Here is a 23,659-nt window from a genome sequence, read left to right as displayed (position 1 = left end):
TGATGGAGACATGATTGTCTCTGGCGGGACCCAGTACTCGGTGTCCGATGAGAAAAAGAATCTCCTCGCGGCACTTCACAACACTTCTTACGGACTGTCTGTGACCGTCCTGTAACTGATGAAAGGAGGCTCCCTTGAGCAAAACACCCCCATCAGAGTATCGAGTCGTTTTGTATGACGGCGAAGAGGGCCCTGCCCGCTACGTCTACCCGGAACGTCCGACCGATGACGACGTGACGACAATGGTCGAACTGCTCGAGCATTACGTCGAGTCCGGCTACGCCACTGGCGGCCACGTGGAACAACTCGTGGAGTTCGCCGGTCGCGACGCCGAATACGTGGTTTGCCTGCGGGCTGAGGAGGTAGGGTGATGAAACCGACTTCCCTTCCTCGCGTTGCGAACGCTGATTGGTACCGTGTGACCGACTGGCAACAAGAGACAGCCTGCCAGTGGTGTGGTACACCGCTTCTTGTGGGGGATGCGGCCCTGGAAGCTTTCGCGGGCATTTACTGCTCAGAAAGCTGTGTCAACGATTCGCACCCCCTGGAGATGACAGAGGCTAAGGATTAACGCGCGCACACGCTGCCTGGCCTCTCTTGTTCCCCCGCCTACAAAATTGATTGGCCCGGTCATGGTGGTAAACTCATCACGCCATAGCTCGATTCATTCCTCCACGAATCGCGTGATGGCCTTCGAAACAAGTTCCTCGACCAGCTCAGGCCGCTGCTCAACAAATTTCGCTATCAGTTGCTCTTCCGTCATCGGCTCATTGTGAAGTAGTGCGACTGGTTGCCGTCGGGAGACTGGGCGACAAAGATGCTCGCTCCAATGGCTCCTTCGCGTACGGTTGCAAACCGCTCTCGCTACTGCGTTGTTGGCCTACATCCCGTGCCAACACCTTCCCCCTATTTTCAGCACCGGCAATATGTCGAACAACATCCCCCACGGCATTACCTCTACCCACGTCTTACAGGCCCTTGAGGACCTTGACCGAAACGTCCCGCACAAATTTGCTGACTCGACAACGTATGACGTGCTGCACGCCAACCGTCGTTATCCGCCCAAGGCGGTTGTCGGGCTGGCCGCCGGACATCTGACCGGCACCACACTGGGGCCCAAAGACTTTAAGGGGGGGCCTTAAGTCCAAGTGATTCCGCGTTCTCGAAGAGAACGGATTTACCATTGTTACCAAAGGTGACGCCTTGCCCTTCCCCGATGAACTGCCGGCAACGGAACATTTTACGGAAGGAGAGGCAACCAGGGTTGTGGTGAACCGCTACGAACGTGACCCACAGGCCAGGGCACTGGCCATCGCTCACTACGGCTGCCAGTGCATGGCCTGTAGCTTCGATTTTGAAAAGACCTACGGCCCGCTTGGCCACGGTTTTGTCCACGTCCATCACCTCGCGCCACTGGCGGAACTCCAAGGCGAGTACACTGTCGACCCGGTGAAAGACCTCAGGCCTGTCTGCCCGAACTGCCACGCCATGCTACACAGGCGGTCTCCCCCGTTCACCATCGAAGAGCTGCAACACTACCTGAAGCAAGCCCGCCACGCTTAGACCTGCCCGGACCTACTCATACGGCTCATCGTCGTAAGGCCATTTGTCGTCGTAGGTCCACGGCTCGCGTTCACCCTCCATGACCTCCCGCAGTTCACGCAGTTTCACCTTCAGATGGGCCAGCTCTTGCCACTGAAATCGCATCGAACGGGCCACCCTGGCGCGGGTGGCGTCTCGCACCGCGTCTCCAAGTGGTTTGACGTACTGCCCTGCTTTCTCAGAGAGCAAGAACACATCGAGGAATTCACGCAGCGCCAGCTGATGGAGATGTTCGGCAAGGGCCTGCTCCACCGCTCGTTCGATTTCGCCTCTGCGGTCTTCCAGCATCTCCTCGACATAGCGACCGACTGTCCGCTCGACAGCCGCGTCGATGAATTCGGGGTGTTCTTTCAGGTATCGTTGCAGGTGATGGTCGGCGGACATGCTCTACGCTCCTTTCGCTAGTACGGCGGTCTCCTGGTGCAGATTATACCCGCCTGGACTGGTGCCGCCTGGTCCTGCGATAATTGACCGCACGGCGAGAACGAACACTCGCTGAACTCCTTTTGCTCCGCGTCACCTGCTAGGAGCTAGTGACGCGGGGCTTTTTCGGCCCCTACGCCTTATCAGTCGTCACCTCCTGGTGGTTCGCCGCCATTGCGCCACCACTCGCTATCCCCTTCGACCGCTTCACGTAGCTCGCGAAGATTCACTTTCATTCGTGCCATTTCTCCTAGCAAGAGCTGGAGTGTTTTTGTAAGGCCCTCCTGTGCGGCGGCTCTAAACTCTTCCGCGAGTGGCTTTTCGCCTACAGCCTGCTGCAACTTCGCGTAGGCTTGCAGCGACTCGTCAGCCGCGACGCGTATCATCGCCTGCTTGATAGCACTGTCGATGATGTCAGTAAATTCTGCTCGCCGCTCGCCGATTCTTGCTTCCACGAAACGCTCGATAACCCGTTTGGCGGTTGCCCTCACGTATTCTGGCTCCTCGGTCATGAACTCAAGTAGTAGTTGCCCTTCGGTTACCGTGCGACCCTGCTTGCCCTCTGCCATCTAACTGCCCTTCATTATTGGAGCCCCGTCGTTCGCCTGTCCCGACATTATACCGTCTTGGTCTCTGGAGGCCTGGACCCGCAATTGCTTCCCCCCAGCAATTGTCGCGAGAAGGTTGCTTACCTCTGGTGCTGTGATATTCTCTGCTGTTCACTAATGCATGGAGGTAACGCACATGGACACCAAGAATAAAACCAACCCCAAACAGGGGACAAAGCCAGTTGCAACCGTACGTGAAGGGGCTATCGGAGCGAGCATCTTTGTCGCCCAGTCACCGGACGGTAATCAGTCGCACTACTTTACGATGAGCCGCTGCTGGAAGAACCAGACGAGCGGACAGTTTAAGTACACCGACCGGATGTACCCACGTAACGCAGAGGCTGTTGCCAAGGTAGCGGAGATGGCCGCTCAGAAATGCTCTGAGCTTGACGCTGGCATCGACCAGGATGCGTCAGCGATGACTAGCCCCACTACGCTAGAACCCAGGGCAAGCGAGCAGGCTGCACTGTGAGCTACCGAAGCGAAATGGTGGCGAGAGCCTTGCTCTCGCTACTCTTGCTTGCGGTTCTCGCTCTTGCAGTGACCATCAAGCACGTCTTCACGTTACGGATGGACCGCCGCCCATCCTCCCACTCGCACAGGTAAGAATCGATTCATCAGACAAGGACGTTGCGTCATCTTACTCGGCATGTCTGGCTACTTGTGCCTCAGTCACGCTCAACGGCTGGCCAATCCGGAGCCTCGCCCGGCAGGGCTCACGCCAGTCGAAGCCTGTCATTCCCCCTGCTCGGCAAAGTGGGAAACGGCCAGCCGAGCTTACGCTCTCCCCCGTAAGAAAAAGTTGTGCTGAGTGAAACTTTTTAACTTACGGAGGAGAACATGAGACACAAACACCCAGACATCGGAGACAGAGAATTTGACTACGTCCACCTCGATGAAGCTTTTAACTACTTCGCCTGGAGTGAGTGCGCCGTCAACCCCACCACTCTCCTTGAGACACTTCAAGACACCATCGCATACGAGCATGACCGGGCTATCCCTCTCTTCTACCCCGATCATCCCCACCAGATATGGGCAATCACCACTGTACACCTGGTTGCCCACTACCAGGTTCTTCCTGACCGGGTCGAAATAGGCCCCATGGAGTCCCGGATGTCTGGCGACAGCTACGAACCGAAGCATGACCTACACGCCACCTTCACCGAGTGACCACTCGGTGGACGTCCTAACAGGCTGCCCTGCCGCTCATCGAAAGTGCGTCGGACGATGAAGCCGGCGCAGCAACAAATCAGTCTTACCTCTGTGACAACCTGAGGTTACTCCTTCTCCAAAAATGCCTTCCACTTTTCAGCAAGCTCTTGCTCTTTGGAATGCGAAGCCTCTGTCGCTGTTGACGCTGGCGAGACCTTGATCCATTCGATTTTCAATTCGAACGGGCCAGCTTTCTTATCACCCAGCACGACGCCAACCCGGTTGACCTGCGTAGGGTCGAGAGGCGAGTTGCGAACCACGCGACCGAACGACATGGCCACAAAATCTTCAACAGGAATGCTGACTTCGACCCACTCGTCTTTGACTGTTTCGAACGAGGCCCGATAGGAGAAGGCCATCCTGCGAGCCGACGTGTAGAGATTCATCGAATAGGTCCTGCCATCGCCGCGGACACGCATGACTAGGTTGTCGCCTGCGACGAGACCAAATTCAGTTTGCTGCGAACGAACCGAGGCAAACCCGCCATTATTCGCAAGCGACAGCGTGCCGAAGAATCGCAGCATATTGTCGTCGGTGATTTCGTACCTCCCATCCGATCGGCCCCCCATCACCCCATCGTTGACCGTCCCCCACTGCTTGGAAGCCTCGTCGTTCTCGAAATTAAGAACAGTTCGAGCCGCATCCTCATCGGCAGCGACGGCTGTCCCGCCGACGAGTGATAGCAATAGCATGGTGCGAAAGATCATCTTCGTATCCTTTGGGTTGATGATGTGCAAAATGTGCGATCCGGCTGGCTGCTTCACGGTCGATCTGGCCCCAACTACACAGTAGGAGGCAAAAGCGATTTTGGCCTGCCACTTCGACTGTTTTGGCACCGATGGATAGGGGGGCTCGCTATTGGGAGTGAGCCCGAAGCTGCGTCGGCCGATGAAGCCGACGCAGTTTTGAGGCTTCCGGAACTGACCGAGGTGAGCTGCACCGCTGCAGATTGGGGAAGACATGAATCGGGCTCGATAGTCCCCCATAAGGGTGGGTCTGCCGGGCTGGCTAACTACATAGGTCGTCAAGACCGACGCGAGTTGCGCCCCGAGCTTAAATGCCGAAGGCGATGCACCCGCCTTGAGTTAGAGTGGCAGCAAAATACCGGCGGTGGCGCGACCTCTGCACCTGCTGGTGGACGTGCAGTCCGGTCAGAGCCCCTCTGGGGCGGCTGCAACCCACTTTAACTTGGCATGCCAGGCTCCGCCTACGTTGATGACAAGCAAAACGCCGGAAGACAGAACTGAAGAATTTGCGGTCCGAAAGCTGGCAGTTGTGATGATTACGTCGCCCCCGGTCACGTTCACTTAAGGGGTCCAGTCGCGTTTGCCCGGCCAGATGCGTGATTGACATCCCCCTGGAAGCTGTTACATTCCAGTTGGATCAACGCTGCCGCGAACCCTGAACCTTTGCGTGAGGGTTGGAAGTGCATACGGCAAATCATCTCTGCACGGTATCCTGGGAGTTCTGCTCCCTGTTGGTCGCTATCGCGGGCTAGGGCAGTCTTTTCCCTTTTTCAAGCGCTCGCCTACTTCGCTGGCAAGACCAGCGTCAGGCATCTCTTCGTTGCTACCCACATTGGATGTCGATTTCTGTTGCGCCTCGTCTAAACGAGCGATCCCAGCGTCGTGCAACTGCCCCCTCCCCAAAAAAGTCACTCTCGGACTCTTAATCATGTTCCACTTCCATCGCTCGAATCACAATCGCACCAGCGCCCGCCGTACTGACCGGCGAGGTAGAAGCATGGGGATTCATTCGCGTCGATTAGCCGCCGAGTCACTGGAAGACCGCCGTCTCCTGGCCCTGATCCCACCCGCACTCAGCAGCCTGCCGGGCGCGCCGGTTACAATCCACATCGACTTCGATGGGAATCCAGCATTCGAGTGGGCGCCGGGCGTTTTCGCGAGCGGTCCGGCAGCGGGGAATTCGGATCCCATTCCGGCGTTTTCCATCGATGGGAACGTCAATGATTTTTCGCAGGCCGAACTCGACGGAATGACCGCCATCTGGCAACATGTCGCCGAAAAGTACTCGCCGTTCAACATCAACGTCACGACTATTGCGCCGCCAAACTACAACGACCTAGTTGCGTTGCAAATCGTCGTCGGCGGTAGTGACGCCGATTGGTACAATCAGGGCGCGGGCGGGGTAGCGTGGCGAGAATCCTTTACGCGTAACGACCTCAACAACACGGGCTTCGTCTTCTCAGCCGATGCCGTTGACGCCGGCTCGGTCACTCTTAACGCCGGCGATCGGCACTTCATTGCCGAGTCGGTCGCCCATGAAGCGGGACACGTCTTGGGGCTCCGCCATCAGAGTGTGATTGACGGTTCGAACAATGTGGTCAAAGTGTACTCCGATGGCGATTCTATCACGTCTCCCATCATGGGGGGATCCTCCAACAATTCCGCCAAACGCGGCATCTGGTTCAGCGGTCCGACAAGTTCGAGCGACTCCAGTGGAAATCCAGTCTCTACTGGTCCGCAAGACGACCTCGCGACACTTATCAGGCCGGGTAACGTGGTTACCTACCGAGCCGACGATTTCGGCAGCTACAGCGGCAGTGGTTCGCTTAATCTTAACCCGCAGACGGGCGTTGTGACCGGCGCCGGGATTATCGAAACCAATGGCGATCAAGATGCGTTTACTTTCGTCGCGGTGGGCCCAATTCTTAGTTTCACGGTCAATAACGCGGCGCTCGGTGGCATGTTGGCACCGACCCTGGAACTCATTCCCATCAGCGGAAACACACCAGCGGTAACGCTCACTACCACCAACACGTCTGCCACCATAAGCACCACCAACGCAACGCCCGGGCAAGGCTTCGTACTCCGAGTTAGCCCGCAGAACAACGCGTACGGCAGCATCGGGCAGTACACTATAAGCGGCAACGCGGGCTCGTTCGCGACACTTAGCGGTGGCGTGCTGACGGTGACCGGCTTCGAGGGGGCGGCCGACAACCTGAAGATCAGCTGGAACTCTGGCCCCGATATGATCGTGGTGCAGGACGACATCTTTGGCGGCTCGGCGATCCAGCAGTTTCCCCGCACTCAGGTCAGCAGCATCGTCGTCAGCCCAGGAGCCGGTGACGACACCATCGACCTGTTCGGGCAGCTCAGTGCGCTGTCGATACCAGTCTCTGTCTACGGTGGCAGCGGCACGGATCATCTGGTGCTCCAGGGTACCAGTGACGCCGATACGCAATGGATACTTGATAGCACCCACGGCCAGAACAACTCGACACCATTCTCTTTTTACTCGGTGGAGACTGTCTTGATGACGGCATTCGACGGTGCCGACACGTTCAACGTTTCGGCACTGCCCGCGAGCGTTGCCTTGACTGTATATGGTGGACCGGCAAACGACACCATTAATCTGGCACCGAACGACCCATTCTCGATTTCGAAGCTCGAAGGCCCGATTACGGTCAACGGCGAAGCCGGTTTCGACACCCTGAATGTCGGCAGTGGCGGATTGCACGCCGTAAGTAGTCTCGTTACTTTTGCCGCGGGCGCAGACAGTGGCAAGATCAAGCTGGACGACAGCGCCAACGCATTCTCCGTCGACTACCTGATCACTAACGACACGATCACGCGGAGCGATCCGTTTTTCTTCGGCGGAGTGACCTACTTCAATGTGGGCTCGATCGAACTCAGCGCCTCGCAAGGACCCAACACCGTCACCATTAACTCCACGACTATATCCAGTGCCATCGTGAACGGTAACGGCGGCGATGACAACTTCGTTATCGGCAACGGCAACAATCTGGCCGGCGGTATCGGACTGTTTACGGGAAACGGCGGCGACGGTGTCGATACGCTCACGCTCAACGACTCGCTCAGCACCCACGACCTGCCATGGGCTATCCTGGGAGATAACAGCTTCGACCCTCAAACCGTCTATCTGGGCCTGCAGGCGTACGACCTGGAAGGCTATGAAGCGGTAACCGTGCTCGCCGGCAATGGCAACAACAACGTGCAAATCAACGGCACCATGGCGCAGGACGTCACGCTGAACACAGGTGGTGGAAACGACACGGTTGAACTGAACGACATCTCCAGCTTCCGCGATTTCTACACCCAGAACGAAGAACCGCCGTTCAATCATCCCATCTCCATCGACGGTGGGACTGGATTTAATGTCCTGACGATCGACGACGCGACCTCGGGTCCGCGATCGTACGTTATCTCGCCCGAGCAAATTACCGGGTACGATGGCGGGCCGCTGGGAATGCGTTTCGACTACGACTCGTTCCAGGCCGTCAATCTGTATGCGGGGCAATACTACAACGATTATCTTGTTTTTGGCACCTCCTCCGACATCCCCGCTGGTCAGCAAATGACGATCCTGGGAGGGCCCGATAACGACATTTTCGACGTCCGGCCGCACGACGACAACGGCAATCTGACCATCAATGGTAACTTGGGCATCTCAGGCGGCGGCGGTGTCGACTCGCTATTCATCAACGACACCGCCTCGTCGCTCCCCATCGATTACACGTTCTACAATCAATTCGGCCCCAGCACGACCAATATCGGCGGCATGGGAGCAGCCGGGTTCGGGGCTGGCAGCAACATCGAGAATATCACTATCAGCGCGGGTGGCGGCGACGACACGGTAAGCATCAACAGCTTTCAATCAGGAAGCAATTTGACAGTCAACGGCGGCGGAGGCAACGACGCGGTGAACTTCGGAGCCAGTGTGGTGGCAAACGAGGTGACCCTCATGGCTTCGTTTCACTTCAACGGACAAGACGGTACCGACACGCTGCGGTTCAACGACGCAGGGAACACTTCGGGCAAAACCTATTACCGCAACGTCGGGACGACCGACGCTTACGTACCCGCAGGATTGCAGTTTCACCTTACCGATGCCAACACCGAAGTGTTCGAACTAAACGCTGGTTCGGCGGTCGACGGCTTGTACGTCGATGCGGCCAGCCCCGGCTTCACCACCATTTTCAATGCTGGCGGCGGCGTGGACGGCCTTGCTCTCGGCTACAATGTCAGCACCCTCGAGAACATCCACGGTCCGGTGTTCTACAACGCCGGGGCCGGAGGCGGCTACGTCAGCCTGTGGGACGGACTTGATACGACGGGCGATCTGGTGCACGTCGGTCAGTCGAGCGTGGGGGCCGGATTGGAGGATACGCTGTTCGGCTCTGGCGGCTCGTTGACGTTCCAAGACCTGATCTTCTTAAGTGCCGCCGCGCCAGGCATTTACCTCAGCCTGGGAAGTGGGGCCGACATCATCTTGGCCGAGCCGTTACCCAACGCGGGCGTGACGGTGCTAGGCAACAACCCGACTGCCTCGCCAGGCGATACACTCAGGGTGGCGCTGACCGGCGTAAGTAGCTATACGCAAACACCCACCGGCGTGGGAGCGGGGGCGTTCACCTTCGACAATGCCATGCCGGTTAGTTATTTGGGCATCGAAACGGTGACCGCCTACCTGCCGGGGGACTACAGCGGCGACGGTACTGTAGACGCCGCGGACTATGATATTTGGAAGGACAATTTCGGCTCGAACGTGTCACCTGGGACGCAGGGCGACGGCAACGGCGACGGCGTCGTTACGCTGGCCGACTATACAGTATGGCGTAATCACCTGGGGGCCGCAATTTTGGCAGAAGTATCCACTCTAGTGGAGGATGGACTATCGGCCAGCTTCATGGCCGATCCGATTGACGTCGATTCCACGGCGTCCACACTTCCGCCGATGCCTTCGGCTCCCACCGCTCTAAGGCGTGCTGCTTTGCAACAGGCAAAGAAAGGCATCATCGCGATGCCTGAGATGACACCGTGGGTTCGCGCTCAAGACATGGCCTTGGAGACCATGGACCTGTCTCAATCCGCCCGCACCGCTAAATCGCGGCTGGTGCCCAATCGACGTCTGGCAATAGAGCCGGCCGCTACGAAAGTCATCGACGTGGAAGTTCTTTCCTGCCTATTCGCTGAGATCGGCGCGGCGTGACTCACTGAGGACCTGTCGCAATGGTTGAGCGTTCGAGCCACCTACTTCACTTCGAGAGATTCCGATGTAAAGGCGGCTGGACCAATTTTGTCTAAGTAGCCCGCAGCTAAGTCTTAGCGGTCTGTCTCTGGGGGACACCACCAGTAGTTCCGCGGAATACTTGGCCGCAAAGGCCGATGCACCCGACTGCTGCAGATAGGGCAAGGCGGAATTGCAGGCCGTGGGACCGACCATCGCTGTATTGCAAAGAAGGAACCGCGGCATCGGAGTTCGTTGAAGACGCCGAGCCAGATCGGGGGAAACTCCCGCCGAGTCGCCTGGGATTTGTCATCCCAAGGGACCATTCAAACTTGGGATTTTATGTTCGCGGTTCGGGTTGTCCGATTGACCACGGACTTGTGTCATCGGATAATGTAGTCACTTCAAACCACTCCTTTCGCAAGTTGCAGGGTCGTGGTGCTCTGCCGAACCGATTGGCTTGAATCGAGAAGTGAGGCGTCCACGCCGGAAGCTTCTGGGGTCAGCTGCTAATCCCTCTCGCGAAATCCGACGTCGAGTCAGTCGGCGACCACTTTCGACCATTGGCTTAGAGTCGCTGCGTCGTGACCAAGGGGCAACCTTACAAAAACAGGGGCGTCCTTGTTAGAAGTAACGCACATTTTATCGGAGATTGAACGCGGCGATCCGTCCGCCGCCGACGAGCTATTGCCATTGGTTTACGACGAATTGCGTAGGCTCGCAGCCGCACGACTCTCCCAGGAGAAACCCGGTCAAACACTTCAAGCAACTGCACTTGTTCATGAAGCGTACCTGCGGCTGGTTAAGGGGAATCCCGACCAAAATTGGAACGGGCGAGCACACTTCTTTGGCGCGGCTGCCGAAGCCATGCGGCGAATAATGGTGGAGAACGCTCGGCGACGCGCGCGGATTAAACGCGGAGGAAATCGAAAATGGGAAGAGTTGGATATCTCCTCTATCGCCGCCCCCCAGGAGTGCGACGATTTGCTCGCCTTGGATGAAGCATTGTCGAGACTAGCGGAGCAAGACTCTCAATCTGCAGAATTAGTAAAACTTCGTTATTTCGCTGGAATGACCGTGCCCCGAGCCGCGGAGTTACTCGGTGTATCTCCCCGAAAAGCGGATTTTATGTGGTCCTTTGCTCGTGCTTGGCTGAGGCATGAAATGGAGTCGTCGTAGCCACGCTAGAGCGATGGTGACAAAATTCTTTGCGCGGTTAAGCCCTTATTGTCGCACTAAATGTGTAGGAAATGTGTCATACTCGTGGATTGGTGTCGGCCATGCGCGAACGCGATGTTTTTATTGAAGCGATTGCCCTCGACAATTCGGCCGATCGGACAGAGTTTCTGGACCTGGAATGCAGTTCCGACACCAATTTGCGCCACCGTGTCGACCTGCTGCTTGCCGAACACGAACGTCAAGAGACCTTCATACTCGACATACCACCGGTCGTTGGGGGCACCGAGACAGATCAGCCTGATTTTGAGCAACCTGGTGTAGTGGTCGGGCCTTTCAAGCTCTTGCGCCTAATCGGTGAAGGTGGAATGGGGGTGGTCTTCATGGCCGAGCAGGCGGAGCCGCTGCAACGGACCGTCGCCCTAAAGATCATCAAGCCCGGCATGGATTCGCGACAAGTGCTTGCCAGGTTCGATGCTGAGCGGCAAGCCGTTTCGATGATGGATCACCCCAACATTGCGAAGGTGCTCGATGCTGGCACAACCGACAATGGTCGTCCATACTTCGCCATGGAACTGGTAAGAGGTGTGCCGATTACAGAGTACTGCGACGAAAAGCAACTGCCATTGGCTACGCGGCTGAATTTGTTTCTCAAAGTATGTCAAGCAGTGCAGCATGCCCATCAAAAAGGAGTGATACATCGCGACATTAAGCCCACGAATGTCCTTGTAGCGGAATACGACAACCACCCCATACCGAAAGTCATTGACTTTGGTGTTGCTAAGGCCACTGCTCTGTGTTTGACAGACTGCACGCTGTTTACCGAAACGGGGCAACTCATTGGGACACTGGAATACATGAGTCCCGAGCAGGCCGGGCTAAATCAAATCGATGTCGACACGCGAAGCGACATCTATTCGCTCGGCGTCCTGCTATACGAACTCCTGACTGGAATGCTACCGTTTGATGGTAAAAGATTGCATGCAGCCGTCTTCGACGAATTGTTGCGAATTATTCGAGATGAGACTCCCCCTATACCAAGCACACGACTCTCCACGGCAAAAGGGTTGTCCGCGATTGCAGCTAACAGAAGTTCCGACGGTAAGAAATTAATCCAGTTAGTTAGAGGTGAGCTGGACTGGATCGTTCTAAAGTCGATCGAGAAAGACCGCAACCGCCGCTACGCCAGCGCGAATGGGTTAGCCGCGGACATACTACGCTATTTGAATAACGATACTGTGCAGGCTTGTCCACCATCGCGTCTGTATCAATTTCGAAAGGCGATCAGGCGAAATAGAGGGCCGGTGATAGTGGCGTCACTTCTACTGCTAACGCTTTTCATTGGAGTAGTCGGCACCACGATCGGCTTCCTCCGCGCGGAGCGGGCTCGTCAGGCAGAAGCGAGCCAGCGTCATAACGCGGAGTCCCGCGAAGCCGAGGCCCGCGTTGTACTAGATTTCGTGCGCAATAAGATTTTGGCAGCTGCTGGGCCGCAAGGTACGGACGGGGGGCTTGGTCGCGAAGTGACGCTGCAAGAGGCCATCGAATCTTCTGTAACTGACATCGAATCAAGCTTTTCCGATCAACCGATCGTTGAAGCGCGACTTAGGGCCACGCTAAGTAAGGCGTTCTCCGACCTCGGGGAAACTGCGAAGGCGATAGAGCATGAGGAAAGAGCTTACCTGCTATTCCAGACTTATCTGGGCCGGGTGCATCCGGACACGCTTAAGACCATGGGGAACTTGGCTGTCAGCTACGCGGCCGCAGGTCGAAGAAATGAGGCATTGGAGCTTCAGAGAAGAACATTGGCTTTGCAAAAGACCGAGCTTGGCCCACTTCACAAGGACACACTCTGGAGTATGGATGCATTGGCCAACCGATACGATGAAGCTGGAATGCACGGAGATGCTCTTTCTTTGCGAGAAAAGTCATTCGAGCTGCAAAGAAATCATCTTGGTCTTGGACACCCCGCCACGCTGGTGAGCATGCACGGCTTGGCCAATAGCTACGAAACTTTCGGTCGGCATGAGAAAGCCTGCAAGCTACGGGAAGATACCCTTGCGCAGCAAGAAATCACGCTTGGCCCCGATCATCGTTTGACGCTTCTCACGATGAACAATCTTGCCAACAGCTACTCTCATCTCGGCCGAAACTCAGATGCCGCCATGCTCCGAGAACGAACCCTGGCTCTAACTCGGAACAAACTGGGGCCGAGCCACCCGGACACACTAAGGGTCATGGGTAACCTGGCTACAAGTTATTTCAATCTCAACCGTCACTCCGAATCGCTCCAACTCCGCGAAGAGACGCTAATGCTCGACAAGGCAAGGCTTGGGTCAGACCATCCCTCCACCTGGCGCGACATGCATAACTTGGCGACCAGTTACACCGCCCTCGGACTGTACGACGACGCGCTGAAACTACACGAAGCCACCCTGGAATTTCAGCGTGCCCAACTTGGCTCCGATCATCCCGACACCCTGATGTCGATGTGGGGCGTGGCGTCTAGCCTCGCGGACTTAAATCGTAACTTAGAGGCGTGGCCGCTGATTGACGAATGCCTGAAGCGATCGGAGGGCAAACCAATTCAGCCATCAATGATCTGGCGTTTGCTGAAGCTCCGCATGCGACACTTCCAAACCGTTGGCGACAGCGACGGCTGCCGAAGGACTGTCGAAATGTGGGAGAACCTTGGTCGTACCGATGCGAGCGGCCTCTATTGTGCAGCCTGTTTCCGAGCGATTACCGCCACGGTCGTCGCACAGGACTCACTCACCTCGGAAGTCGAATCGGCCCGGTTTGCCAAGGAAGAGTCCGATCGCGCTATGGCTTGGCTTACTCAGGCCGTTGCGGTTGGCTACCACGACGTCGCACAGATTCAACATGACAGCGATCTTTCTAGCTTGCTCGGTAGGGATGACTTCCAGTCGCTTGTCCGCAAATTGGCCAGAACAATGGCTGACGAGGACTAACCCGACCACAAAGGCATTCGAACGACGGCAACTACCACCTCATCTTGCCTATCGGGCAGTTCTTTCGGGAGCTATGAGCGTCCTTAGGGAGCACCTTCGCTTGGGGCATCGGACTGCCAGCTAGACACCACCTTTGGCTGCTTACGAACTGGACGGCTATTTTTCCAGTTTATTTGCGCGACCTCGTGCAAGACGTCGCACTGACTAATGAGGTCTGGAGCTTCGGTCCCACGGGCCGACGGCCTTATCGTGCGTTTCACTTGGAGCCTTGTCATGAAAGTAAGTCGTTGCCTCGCGATAGCGGTCTGTTCTTTGACGTGGATGGCGGCGGTTCAGCAAGAGCTTTTTGCCGCCACCTACGTGATGGAAGAAGTAATGGGCGGCCTCGTTAGTCCTCGTGGGCTGGCCTGGGGACCCGACGGCGGGTTGTACGTGGCGGAAGCCGGTAGCGGAGGCGATGGCCCCATTGTCGTACTGGGCAATGGAAGTACGGCGCTTCTCGGATCCACGAGCGGATTGTCTCGACTTGTGGGTGGTATCCAGGAGCGCGTGCTAAACGGACTGCCGTCCGTCGCCACGGCCTCAGGGCAAGATGCGGGAGGGTTGCAGGAAATCGCCTTCGATGGCAGCGGACAGGCATTTGGGCTCTTCGCGTTCGGTGCGGACGCCACGCAGCGAGATGACAATCTTGGTCCGGCGGGCGCCCCACTCGGCACGATCGCACGACTTTCGCTGGATGGGACGGGCACGATAGAGCCTATCGCTGACATCGCCGCCCACGAACGGACATTCAATCCTGCCGGCGGAAGTCTCGACAGCAATCCATTCGGGATGGCGCGCACGGCCAGTGGCGATTTCGTAGTAACAGACGCTGGCGCCAACGACCTGCTTCGCGCAACACCATTGGGGGTGGTGTCGACGCTGGCCGTGCTGCCGGCCCAGCCCAATCCGTTGCCGTTTGGTCCACCAGTTTACCAATCGGTGCCCACCGGGCTTACCATCGGTCCCGACGACGCCTATTACTTCGGGCAACTTACCGGCTTTCCGTTCCCGCCTGGTGCGGCCAACGTTTACCGTTTTGACCCAGATACTAACGAGCTCTCGGTCGCTCACGCGGGCTTCACCAACATTATCGACCTCATGTTCGATGACGAGGGCAACCTTTATGTGTTGCAGATTTCGTCGAACGGGCTGGCGTCGATGATGGGTCCAGGGCCAGGCGCGCTATTTAAGATTGATGGCATGACGGACGAACGCACCCTTATTGTGAGCGACGGGCTCCTCTTCCCCACAAGCGTTCTTGCTGGACCCGATGGAGCGCTCTACGTCTCGAATTTGGGAACTTCGCCTGGAGGCGGTCAGGTGCTTCGGCTCTCGCAAGTGCCCGAACCACGTTCATTTCTGTTCGCGGCCATTGGTGCCATGTCGTTGATCTATTGCGGCTCGCGGAAAAACGAGAAAGAAGATTCCGATGTACTTTAACAGGAAAGTCTTCAAAACCGCTTCGCTGGCAATTCTGCTCGGTCCGACCCTAGTTGCCCACGCTGACATTTATCAGTGGGAGTACATCGATCCGGCAAACCCCGGTATGGGTAGGCAACAGAGCGCGATACTGGCACCTGATGGCGCAGGAGCGAATATTGAATCCGGTGCATACCTCCCTTATCGAGACCTCACCAAAGCGTACCTCGTCGGTGCGTCTCTCGGTGCCTATCACGATTACTGGTCCGACCAAGCCTACGCGTCCAATCTAACTGGCACGAATCTTAGCCAGGCCGATCTCACCGACGCCTCCTTGTTTGGCGCCATCCTGACCGGGGCGAATCTAAGCCAGGCTAATCTGAACAACGCATCATTTTGGGGCATTACCGTCGGTAACAACAGTTACGCGAATTGGGCCGCCGATCTTTCGGGCGCCGACCTAAGCGGGGCCGAAGTGCGCGGGGCGAACTTCCGTACCTACGGAGCTATCAGCGGCACCGGGATCACCGCGGCACAGCTCTACACAACGGCCAGCTATCAGGCCCACGACTTGACCGGAATCATCTTAGCAGACCTGAACCTGATGGGCGTCAACCTCGCCGGCCAGAACCTCACCAACACAACTTTTCACTACGCGACACTTACCAATGCCAACCTCACCAACGCGGTTCTAACCAATGCAGACTTCGATGCCGCAAACTTAACGGGTGCAACTCTGACGGGAGCCGATGTGCGCGGGACGAGTCTCTCATATACCGGAATTATTGCGACGCAGCTTTACACCACCGCAAGCTACCAGGCGCAAGACCTGTCAGGTATCGCCCTGACTGACAACTTTGCCGGCGTCAATTTGGTCGGTCAGAACCTCACAAGTGCGCGATTCTATGGCACCCTGGCCGGTGCCAATCTGAGCCAGGCCAATCTGACGCGGGCTTTCATCAGGTTTTCGGACCTGACCAGCGCAAAGTTCAACCAAGCCAACGTGACGGACACATCCTTCGAAGGTTCTACAATGACCAGCGCGAACCTGAGCAATGCCAATGCGCGCGGAGCGGACTTTCAGCATGCTACGTTGACTGGCGTGAACTTTACAAATGCAGATGTGCGGGACGCGAACTTCAAGCTGGATGGCTATTCCGGTGGCACTGGCATCACCGCCGCTCAACTGTACGCGACGGCGAGCTATCAGAACCGTGATCTTGCAGGAATCGGTCTCGCCGGGAACCAACTATTGGGAGCAGATTTCGTTGACCAAATCATGACGAATGCCGACTTCTTTCGGGCAAAGCTGAACAACGCCAACTTCAGCCAGGCGTCTCTTATCGACGCGTCCCTCAACGGCGCTACACTTACTGGCGCAAGTTTCTCCGGGGCTGAGATTCGGGGGGCAGATTTCTCCCGCTTTAACGATGGCGCTAACTGGAATGGCACGGGCATTTCGTTGCCACAACTTTATTCGACGGCCAGCTACCAATCACATGATCTGACCGGAATCAGTCTCCGAAACCTGGACTTTGGCGGTGCAAACCTGTCAGGCCAAGATCTCCGCAATTCAAACCTCTACTTCACCCGACTGACCGGAGCGGACCTGTCCGGGGCGTATGTAAGCGGCGCGGATCTCATGAATGGTACGGGGGAGGGGCTTTCCATCGCACAACTCTATTCCACCGCCAGCTATCAGGCCCAGGACTTGCGTGGAATTGGACTGAGCTGGGACTTTGCCGGTGTAGATCTAGCCGGCCAGAATTTATCCGGTTCGGCGTTCTATGTGCTTACGCTGGCCGGTGCGAATCTATATCACGCCAACCTCTCGAACGTCGACTTCGATGCCACCGAATTGACGGGGGCAGACCTAAGCTACGCCAATCTCACGAATGCGACGCTTCATGGCGACTACACCAGCTCAAACCTCTCCAACGTCAATCTCAGCCACGCGAACCTCACCAACGCCAATCTCTATGGAGTCAACCTCACCGGCGCAAACTTAAGCGGGGCCGAAGTCCGAGGCGCGAACTTCGAAGGATACTATGGCTCTAGCGCTGGCATCAGTGTGGCCCAACTCTATTCGACCGCAAGTTATCAGTCTCAAGATCTGACCGGCATCGTGCTCTCCGGCAACGACTTCGCCGGCGCAAACCTTGCCGGGCAAAACTTGACTGGCGTTAGCTACCGCGGCGGCACGCTTCAAAACGCAAATCTCAGCGAAGCCGTCCTGACTAATGCCGATTTCTCCAGCGATGGCTACTACTACAGCGGAGCGGACCTCCGCGGCGCGAACCTTTCAGGCGCCGATGCGAGTGGCGCACGCTTTCACTCCGTCACACTCACGAATGCTGACTTGAGCCATGCAAACCTCACGAATGCATTGTTTGACGACGCAGCCTTGGCGGGCGCGACATTTATCGGGGCGAACCTGACAAACGCGTCCTTAAGGTCCGCGAATGCCACGGGCACAAATTTTAGCCAAGCGAATCTTAGTGGCGTTAACATTGAGTTCGCCCACCTGGACTCGACCGGAATCACCTTGCCGCAGCTTTACTCTACGGCCAGCTATCAAACGGGCAAGATGAACGGCATCTACCTGGGTGATAGCAATCTCAGTGGCGTGAATCTGGCCAACCAATTACTCGTGTTTGCGGACTTCGTTGCCACCGATCTCACCGGCGCCGACTTTTCGAACGCGAACCTGCGTGGGGTCACATTCAGTTTCGCAATTCTCGACCAGGCGAATTTCGCAGGTGCCAACATTGCCCTTGCCGACTTCGACGCAACTGGCATTTCAGCGGCACAACTCTACTCGACCGCGAGCTACCAGGCGTACGATCTTCACGGCACCAACCTTTTTGGCATCGATCTGAGTGGCGCGAACTTCGCCGGCCAAGACTTCTTCACTGCCAACCTGTCTTCCACGGTGCTCACCGGGGCAGACCTCGCAAACGCCCGGTTTCGACGCGCGACATTGGTCAATGCCGGCCTAAGCCACGCGAACTTGACAAACGCCGACTTCGCTGCTTTCGATTACTCTCCTGGTGCCGATCTGACTGGCGCGAACCTGAGCCACGCTAACCTGACCAATGCGAATTTCGCGGGGCTGGAAGAATTCAATCCTTATTACGGTTACTTCGTCTACGCCGGTGCAGACCTAACCGGCGCAAACTTAGCCGGTGCCGATTCGCGAGGCGCCAGTTTTCGATTTGCAACGACTACCGACGCGGTTACAACCAATCTGATTCAAACCGACGGGCACGTCGCGGGGCTCAATCTCACTACCAATCAATCGCTGACCGTGCGTGACTACGATGGGAATCCGGTCGCGAGTCCTCCGGCGGGCCCACTGCCGATCTTTATAGAAGAGTATTTCACGATGGACACTACTGGTACGCTGCGGATGGAGTTCGACGCGGACACCTGGGATTCAACGGTTTCGTTTGAACCTGGCATTTCCGTCATACTCGGCGGCACGCTGGAATTGGGGTTCGCCTCCGATGTCAACGTCGCCACCCAAAGCGGCCGTACGATTCATCTCTTTGATTGGACCGGCGTCACGCCAAATGGTGCGTTTCATGTCGTGAGCCCATACAACTGGGATCTATCCGAGCTCTACGCCACTGGCGAAGTTACATTGCTGGGGACTGTCGGCTTGCCTGGCGATTACAACAACGACGGCATCGTCAATCTGGCCGATTACACCGTGTGGCGCAACAACGTTGGTGCTGCTGCCGGCACACTGGTGAACGACCCCAACGCAGGGGTAATTGGTACGGCACAATACGGTGCTTGGAAGAACAACTTTGGGGCAACACTGCCGCCACCAAACTCCATTGCCAATGCCACGGTACCCGAACCGAGTACCAGCGTATGGTTGACGGTGCTCGTGCTGGTGAGCAGCTTCCGTTGTCGCCATGGGTTGGTATCGGCCTTGCCAAGTTGCTGCGGTGTGGACACCGCCGCCAGTTGAGGGTAGATCGGATCTGCCGAAGCTGGACCAGTTGCTGCGAGTTACGCCCGGCGAGAATTCCCAGCAGTGTCTCCTTGCCGAGGCTACCTCCGTCAGTTCGGTGAAGCCCCCAGCCGCCTCGGCCGATGCACCCTCAGTCAGTTTGAATGCCAAGTATGTGGGCGAAGACAGCGACCTTGACACCCACTTGTACCGTGTGATCCGCATCCTTCGCAGTGCGAGATAATGAATAATCTCGCACTGCGCTTGGGTCAAGAAACGGGGGAAGGTCATTGCAGACAAGCAAAAATGACGGCGGCCCTGAGAATCTGGTTTGACTGCCTAAAGCTACCTCTGATTGACACCCCTCTCCAAGGGTGTAGGATTGATTCGACTTAAGCTTGGCCCGGTTGTTCTCCAATGCGAAGCGGCGCCACTATGTACCACTCCCTCTGCCTCTCTGGCGTTTCTTGGAATTTCTCCGCACTACTCGCTGCCTGCGCAGGCTGATCGACGCTGATCCAAGAGTGTTTGGCTTGCTCGCGTGAGTTTCTCAGTTCGCAGAATGGCGACTGAGTAGCCCCTCTCCCGTAGCTCCATTGCCGTACGCGTCTTCGGCGGATGTAGCTTTCAAGTCCAAAGCGCGGCGAAGGTGAATCGTATGTTCGGTCGATTGGCTAACAGAGATCGATATGCGCGCGGCCTGAAACAGAGTTCGAAGCTTGCTCGCCAAGCACGAGAGCGACGAATGGCAATCGAACCGCTAGAAGACCGCCGGATGCTGTCGATCGTCACAGTCAGCAATCTCAATGACCTGGTCAACGGCAATGTCATGTCGATTGCCAAGCTGACAAACAACGACGGCCACGACGGTATCTCGCTCCGCGAAGCGATAGTAGCAGCGAATAATACCGCCGGTGCCGACACGATCAACTTTGCCGCCTCGCTCTCTGGCGGCGCGATCCAACTGCTTAGCGAGCTGAGTATTGCTGGAGTCGTGACGATTGATGCCTCTGCCCTTCTCGCCGAGTTGACGATCGATGCGGGAGACGGTATCGACCATTTCCCGTTGAGCGGAGACGGCTTCAGCATTTTCAACATCAACGACGGTGATTCCAACCACCAGATCGTCGTTCAACTCAGCGGCCTGACGCTCACCGGCGGAGACAGATTCGACTATGGCGGCGCGATCTACAATCGAGAGAATCTCACCATCACCGGAAGCTCCATCGTGGGCAACTCGGCGGGCTCCAAAGGTGGCGGGATCTTCAACGATGGCACGGCAACCCTAATCAACAGCAGTGTCTCTAACAACTCGGCGGGCTATGCCGGCGGCGGTATTTACAACAGTGGTACGGTGACCCTCCTCGACAGCACACTCTCGGGCAACCTAACGCTCACCTATGGTGGTGGTATCTATAACAACAATGCAGGCACAGCGACGTTCATCGGAAGTACCCTCACCAACAACTACTCCTATTATGGCGGCGCCATCTCCAATCAGTATGGTGGAGGGGTGATCATTACCAACAGCACGCTCTCGGGCAACTCGGCGGGTTGGCACGGCGGCGGTATGGAAAACCAAGGTACGGCAACCGTCAGGGGCAGCACCGTCACGGGCAACTCTGCTCAGTATGGCGGGGGTATTCTCAATGGAAACTACGTGACTCTCAGCGGCAGTCTCATCGCCGGGAACATGGCTTTTGGCTTTCCAGATATCGGAGGGGGCGTTATCGGCGGCACGCACAATCTCATCGGCACGGGAGGCTTGGCCAACGGCATCGATGGCAATTTAGTTGGTAGCAGCGAAAGCCCGATCAATCCTCTTTTGGGGCCGCTGCAAGATAACGGCGGGCCGACTCTCACCCACTCCCTGCTGCCCGGCAGCCCGGCGATTGACGCGGGCGACCCGGCGGCCGTTGCCGGTGTGGGCGACGTGCCCGAGTTCGATCAACGCGGCGGGGGGTTTGATCGTGTGACAGGTGGCCGAATCGATATTGGCGCGTTCGAGTTGCAAGTCGCCTTGGTCGAACATCCCGGCGACTTCAACAACGACGGCACGGTCAACTTGGCCGACTATGTCGTCTGGCGGAACAACCTGGGCGCGGCCGACGAAAGCAGCATCAACAATCATGGCGACGGCATGAACGGCGTCGACACGGCAGACTACCAACTGTGGAAAGACAACTTTGGGAATATTTATCCATTATCAGTCACGGCAGCAACCTCTCCCGTCGCGACGCTGAGTGCAACGGCTACGTCTGAATCGGGAGCAACTGGTGAAACCGCTGGCGACGCATCAAGTCCTGCAGCTGACGTAGCCTTTGCAACGTACAATTCACCGGAAAGTTCTTCGACCGATTCCCGAACATCACGAGATAAATCATCATCGACGTCAAACGGCATCAATGACCAGCCATCGCTGCTTCTACTGCTGCGACAACAAGAGGACGATAGCGACGATTCACAGCTGCTTGACTTCGACTCAGCTAGCGAGGAGCAGCCACGACAAACCTCGCCAGCGATCCTCGAATCATCGCTGGCCTCCGTGTTTGACGATTGGCATTAGGGGGCATCTACTCGAACATAGCGGTACGACGGTATCCCCGACAAAGCTCGGAGGTGATGCTCTGCAGAAGACACCTCGGAGACCGAATCCTCAACGCGCGGCTCGTGAGGTGTTCACCGCCACCAGTCAGAGTGAACGATGGGAAAGCGCAGCGGTAGCCTCGCCTACACCCCACCGCTGCAACTTGGCGAACTCCCTAACTGAACGAAGTTGATTCTATGAAAGAGGCGACGGGGTCAAGAAAATAGGTTCTCCTGGTTTAGTTAACTATACACGGCGTCGCCGTTTGGCTCGCCAAAACCACCAGGAGAACCCAGTTATGTTGTACCTCGCCATCGACCAACATGCCAAGCAGCTCACCGTTTGTGTCCGCAATGAGGACGGTGACACCGTATTGCGCCGACAAGTGAGCACACGTCCCGAGAAGATCGCCGCGTTTTTCGAGCAGTTCACCAAGATGGCCGCCCAGTTTATGGCGATTCTCGAGGTGTGCGGTTTCAACGATTGGCTGGTCGAAGAACTGCGAAAATGGAAGTGCCGGGAGATTGTGTTGATTCATCCCGAAAAGCCCTCCAAGAAGAAGACCGATCGCAGGGATGCTCAGAAGCTGGCCGATCTGCTGTGGCTAAATCGCCAGCGTCTGGCTACTGGCCAGGTTGTGCGGGGGCTTCGCCGTGTCTACATGGTGACGCAGCAAGAGCGCGAAGACCGGCAACTCACCTCACTACGGAAGAATCTGGGACAACGTCGCATCCGCGTGGTCAACAAGATTCGCCGGATCGTCAATCGCCACAATCTGATCTGGCAGTACCCAACCAAGACGTTTCAAACCCGAGCCGGGCGCCGTTGGCTCGCTGACGTTCCCCTACCGCCCATCGATCGACTGGAAATGGAGATGCTTCTCAAGGAGTGGGAGATCTGCGACGAACAGATTGACCAGGTGGACAACGAGATTGCCGAGCGCGTGAGTCGCACTGTCCCCGTCGGCCTCATCAATGCCACGCAGATCCTCATGACCATTCCGGGAGTCAAGCATTACAGTGGCCTGACCCTGGCGAGTCGCATCGGCCCGATCGAGCGTTTTCCACGGCCTCGCAGCCTGGCCAACTACTTTGGATTGACGCCCGGGTGCCGCAATAGCGGCAACGCTCAGGACCGGTTGGGCTCGATTACCAAACAAGGAAGCAAGACGGCACGCTTCATCCTCGGGCAACTGGTGGTGCACGTACTGAAATATGATCCAAAGATGTGCGAGTGGTATCGAAAGATAAAGCTGCGACGTGGCTCTAAGATCGGACGCGTGGCGGTCATGCGCCGAATCACGACGATCCTGTGGCACATGCTCACGTATCAGGAACCGTACACGATTGGCGGACCGCCGCCACGGTTGCGCAAGGAGGGGGATTCCGCCGCCCCTGCGGCATGAGGATCGACACCAAAGGACGGGGAGAAACAACACGAACGGCGAAGCTGATTGCATTGGCCTCTGCCAAGGCAGAGGCCCCTGTGGGCTTGGTTCAGTCTGAGGTGGTCCATGGATCTGGGCGTTGGCCTGCCAACGCACCATGACGCGAGGTTGATTGAGACGAACCACGCCACACAGGACGGTCGAAGGAAGAATGCTAAGTGCCGACCGAACCGGTCGGGCGACTCCTCGCATCGAGGAGCGGGATCCACGAAGAGATGT

15 protein-coding genes are annotated in these 23,659 nt (G+C 56.9%); 12 read left to right on the top strand and 3 right to left on the bottom strand.

Annotation, left to right across the window (positions count from 1 at the left end; translation table 11 throughout):
* Window positions 1-134 precede the first annotated feature (134 nt).
* The 3 genes from NG895_RS02440 (at window position 135) to NG895_RS02435 (ending at window position 1,563) form a co-directional block, all read left to right on the top strand.
* Window positions 135-371, top strand: a complete 237-nt coding sequence (locus tag NG895_RS02440) for a hypothetical protein (protein WP_252850857.1) — start codon at window positions 135-137, stop codon at window positions 369-371.
* A 555-nt stretch (window positions 372-926) separates the two neighbouring features.
* Entirely contained in the window at window positions 927-1,142 is a 216-nt protein-coding gene (locus tag NG895_RS31025) for a ScoMcrA-related endonuclease (RefSeq protein WP_482758164.1), read from the top strand.
* Window positions 1,143-1,203: 61 nt separating this feature from the next.
* The gene (locus NG895_RS02435) at window positions 1,204-1,563 is read left to right on the top strand and encodes an HNH endonuclease (protein WP_252850856.1); all 360 of its coding nucleotides are present in this window, start codon (window positions 1,204-1,206) and stop codon (window positions 1,561-1,563) included.
* A gap of 12 nt (window positions 1,564-1,575) precedes the next feature.
* On the opposite strand, the gene NG895_RS02430 is transcribed toward NG895_RS02435, so the two are convergent.
* Together NG895_RS02430 and NG895_RS02425 are read right to left on the bottom strand one after the other, a co-directional pair.
* Window positions 1,576-1,986: a hypothetical protein gene (locus NG895_RS02430; RefSeq protein WP_252850855.1), complete on the bottom strand. Its 411-nt coding sequence runs from the start codon at window positions 1,984-1,986 to the stop codon at window positions 1,576-1,578.
* A 182-nt stretch (window positions 1,987-2,168) separates the two neighbouring features.
* A complete protein-coding gene (locus NG895_RS02425; RefSeq protein ID WP_252850854.1) occupies window positions 2,169-2,594 on the bottom strand; it encodes a hypothetical protein in 426 nt (141 codons plus the stop codon).
* 175 nt (window positions 2,595-2,769) lie between these two features.
* Between NG895_RS02425 and NG895_RS02420 the strand changes: the two genes are divergently transcribed.
* On the top strand, window positions 2,770-3,105 hold the full coding sequence (locus NG895_RS02420; RefSeq protein ID WP_252850853.1) for a hypothetical protein: 336 nt from the start codon (window positions 2,770-2,772) through the stop codon (window positions 3,103-3,105).
* A gap of 368 nt (window positions 3,106-3,473) precedes the next feature.
* Entirely contained in the window at window positions 3,474-3,803 is a 330-nt protein-coding gene (locus NG895_RS02415; RefSeq protein WP_252850852.1) for a hypothetical protein, read from the top strand.
* A gap of 107 nt (window positions 3,804-3,910) precedes the next feature.
* Here the strand turns inward: NG895_RS02415 and NG895_RS02410 are convergent, their stop codons facing one another.
* Window positions 3,911-4,552: a CIA30 family protein gene (locus NG895_RS02410; RefSeq protein WP_252850851.1), complete on the bottom strand. Its 642-nt coding sequence runs from the start codon at window positions 4,550-4,552 to the stop codon at window positions 3,911-3,913.
* Window positions 4,553-5,519: 967 nt separating this feature from the next.
* Here NG895_RS02410 and NG895_RS02405 point away from each other — a divergent pair.
* From NG895_RS02405 to NG895_RS02375, 7 genes are all read left to right on the top strand, one after another.
* On the top strand, window positions 5,520-9,818 hold the full coding sequence (locus tag NG895_RS02405; RefSeq protein ID WP_252850850.1) for a hypothetical protein: 4,299 nt from the start codon (window positions 5,520-5,522) through the stop codon (window positions 9,816-9,818).
* A 639-nt stretch (window positions 9,819-10,457) separates the two neighbouring features.
* Window positions 10,458-11,015 carry an ECF-type sigma factor gene (locus tag NG895_RS02400; RefSeq protein ID WP_252850849.1) on the top strand — a complete coding sequence of 186 codons (558 nt, stop codon included), beginning with the start codon at window positions 10,458-10,460 and terminating at the stop codon, window positions 11,013-11,015.
* A 101-nt stretch (window positions 11,016-11,116) separates the two neighbouring features.
* The gene (locus NG895_RS02395) at window positions 11,117-13,984 is read left to right on the top strand and encodes a serine/threonine-protein kinase (protein ID WP_252850848.1); all 2,868 of its coding nucleotides are present in this window, start codon (window positions 11,117-11,119) and stop codon (window positions 13,982-13,984) included.
* A 273-nt stretch (window positions 13,985-14,257) separates the two neighbouring features.
* On the top strand, window positions 14,258-15,466 hold the full coding sequence (locus NG895_RS02390) for a ScyD/ScyE family protein (RefSeq protein ID WP_252850847.1): 1,209 nt from the start codon (window positions 14,258-14,260) through the stop codon (window positions 15,464-15,466).
* Window positions 15,456-19,424: a pentapeptide repeat-containing protein gene (locus NG895_RS02385; protein WP_252850846.1), complete on the top strand. Its 3,969-nt coding sequence runs from the start codon at window positions 15,456-15,458 to the stop codon at window positions 19,422-19,424. The genes NG895_RS02390 and NG895_RS02385 overlap by 11 nt, the downstream gene beginning before the upstream one ends.
* Window positions 19,425-20,151: 727 nt before the next feature.
* On the top strand, window positions 20,152-21,972 hold the full coding sequence (locus NG895_RS02380; protein WP_252850845.1) for a right-handed parallel beta-helix repeat-containing protein: 1,821 nt from the start codon (window positions 20,152-20,154) through the stop codon (window positions 21,970-21,972).
* 319 nt (window positions 21,973-22,291) lie between these two features.
* Complete coding sequence (locus tag NG895_RS02375) at window positions 22,292-23,398, top strand: IS110 family RNA-guided transposase (protein ID WP_252850844.1); 1,107 nt, start codon at window positions 22,292-22,294, stop codon at window positions 23,396-23,398.
* Window positions 23,399-23,659: the final 261 nt, after the last annotated feature.

This window comes from Aeoliella straminimaris (assembly GCF_024054565.1).
GTDB classification, from domain to species: Bacteria; Planctomycetota; Planctomycetia; order Pirellulales; family Lacipirellulaceae; genus Aeoliella; species Aeoliella straminimaris.
The sequence above is the reverse complement of the archived record's forward strand: the minus strand, read 5'-3'. Positions and strand labels throughout refer to the sequence as shown.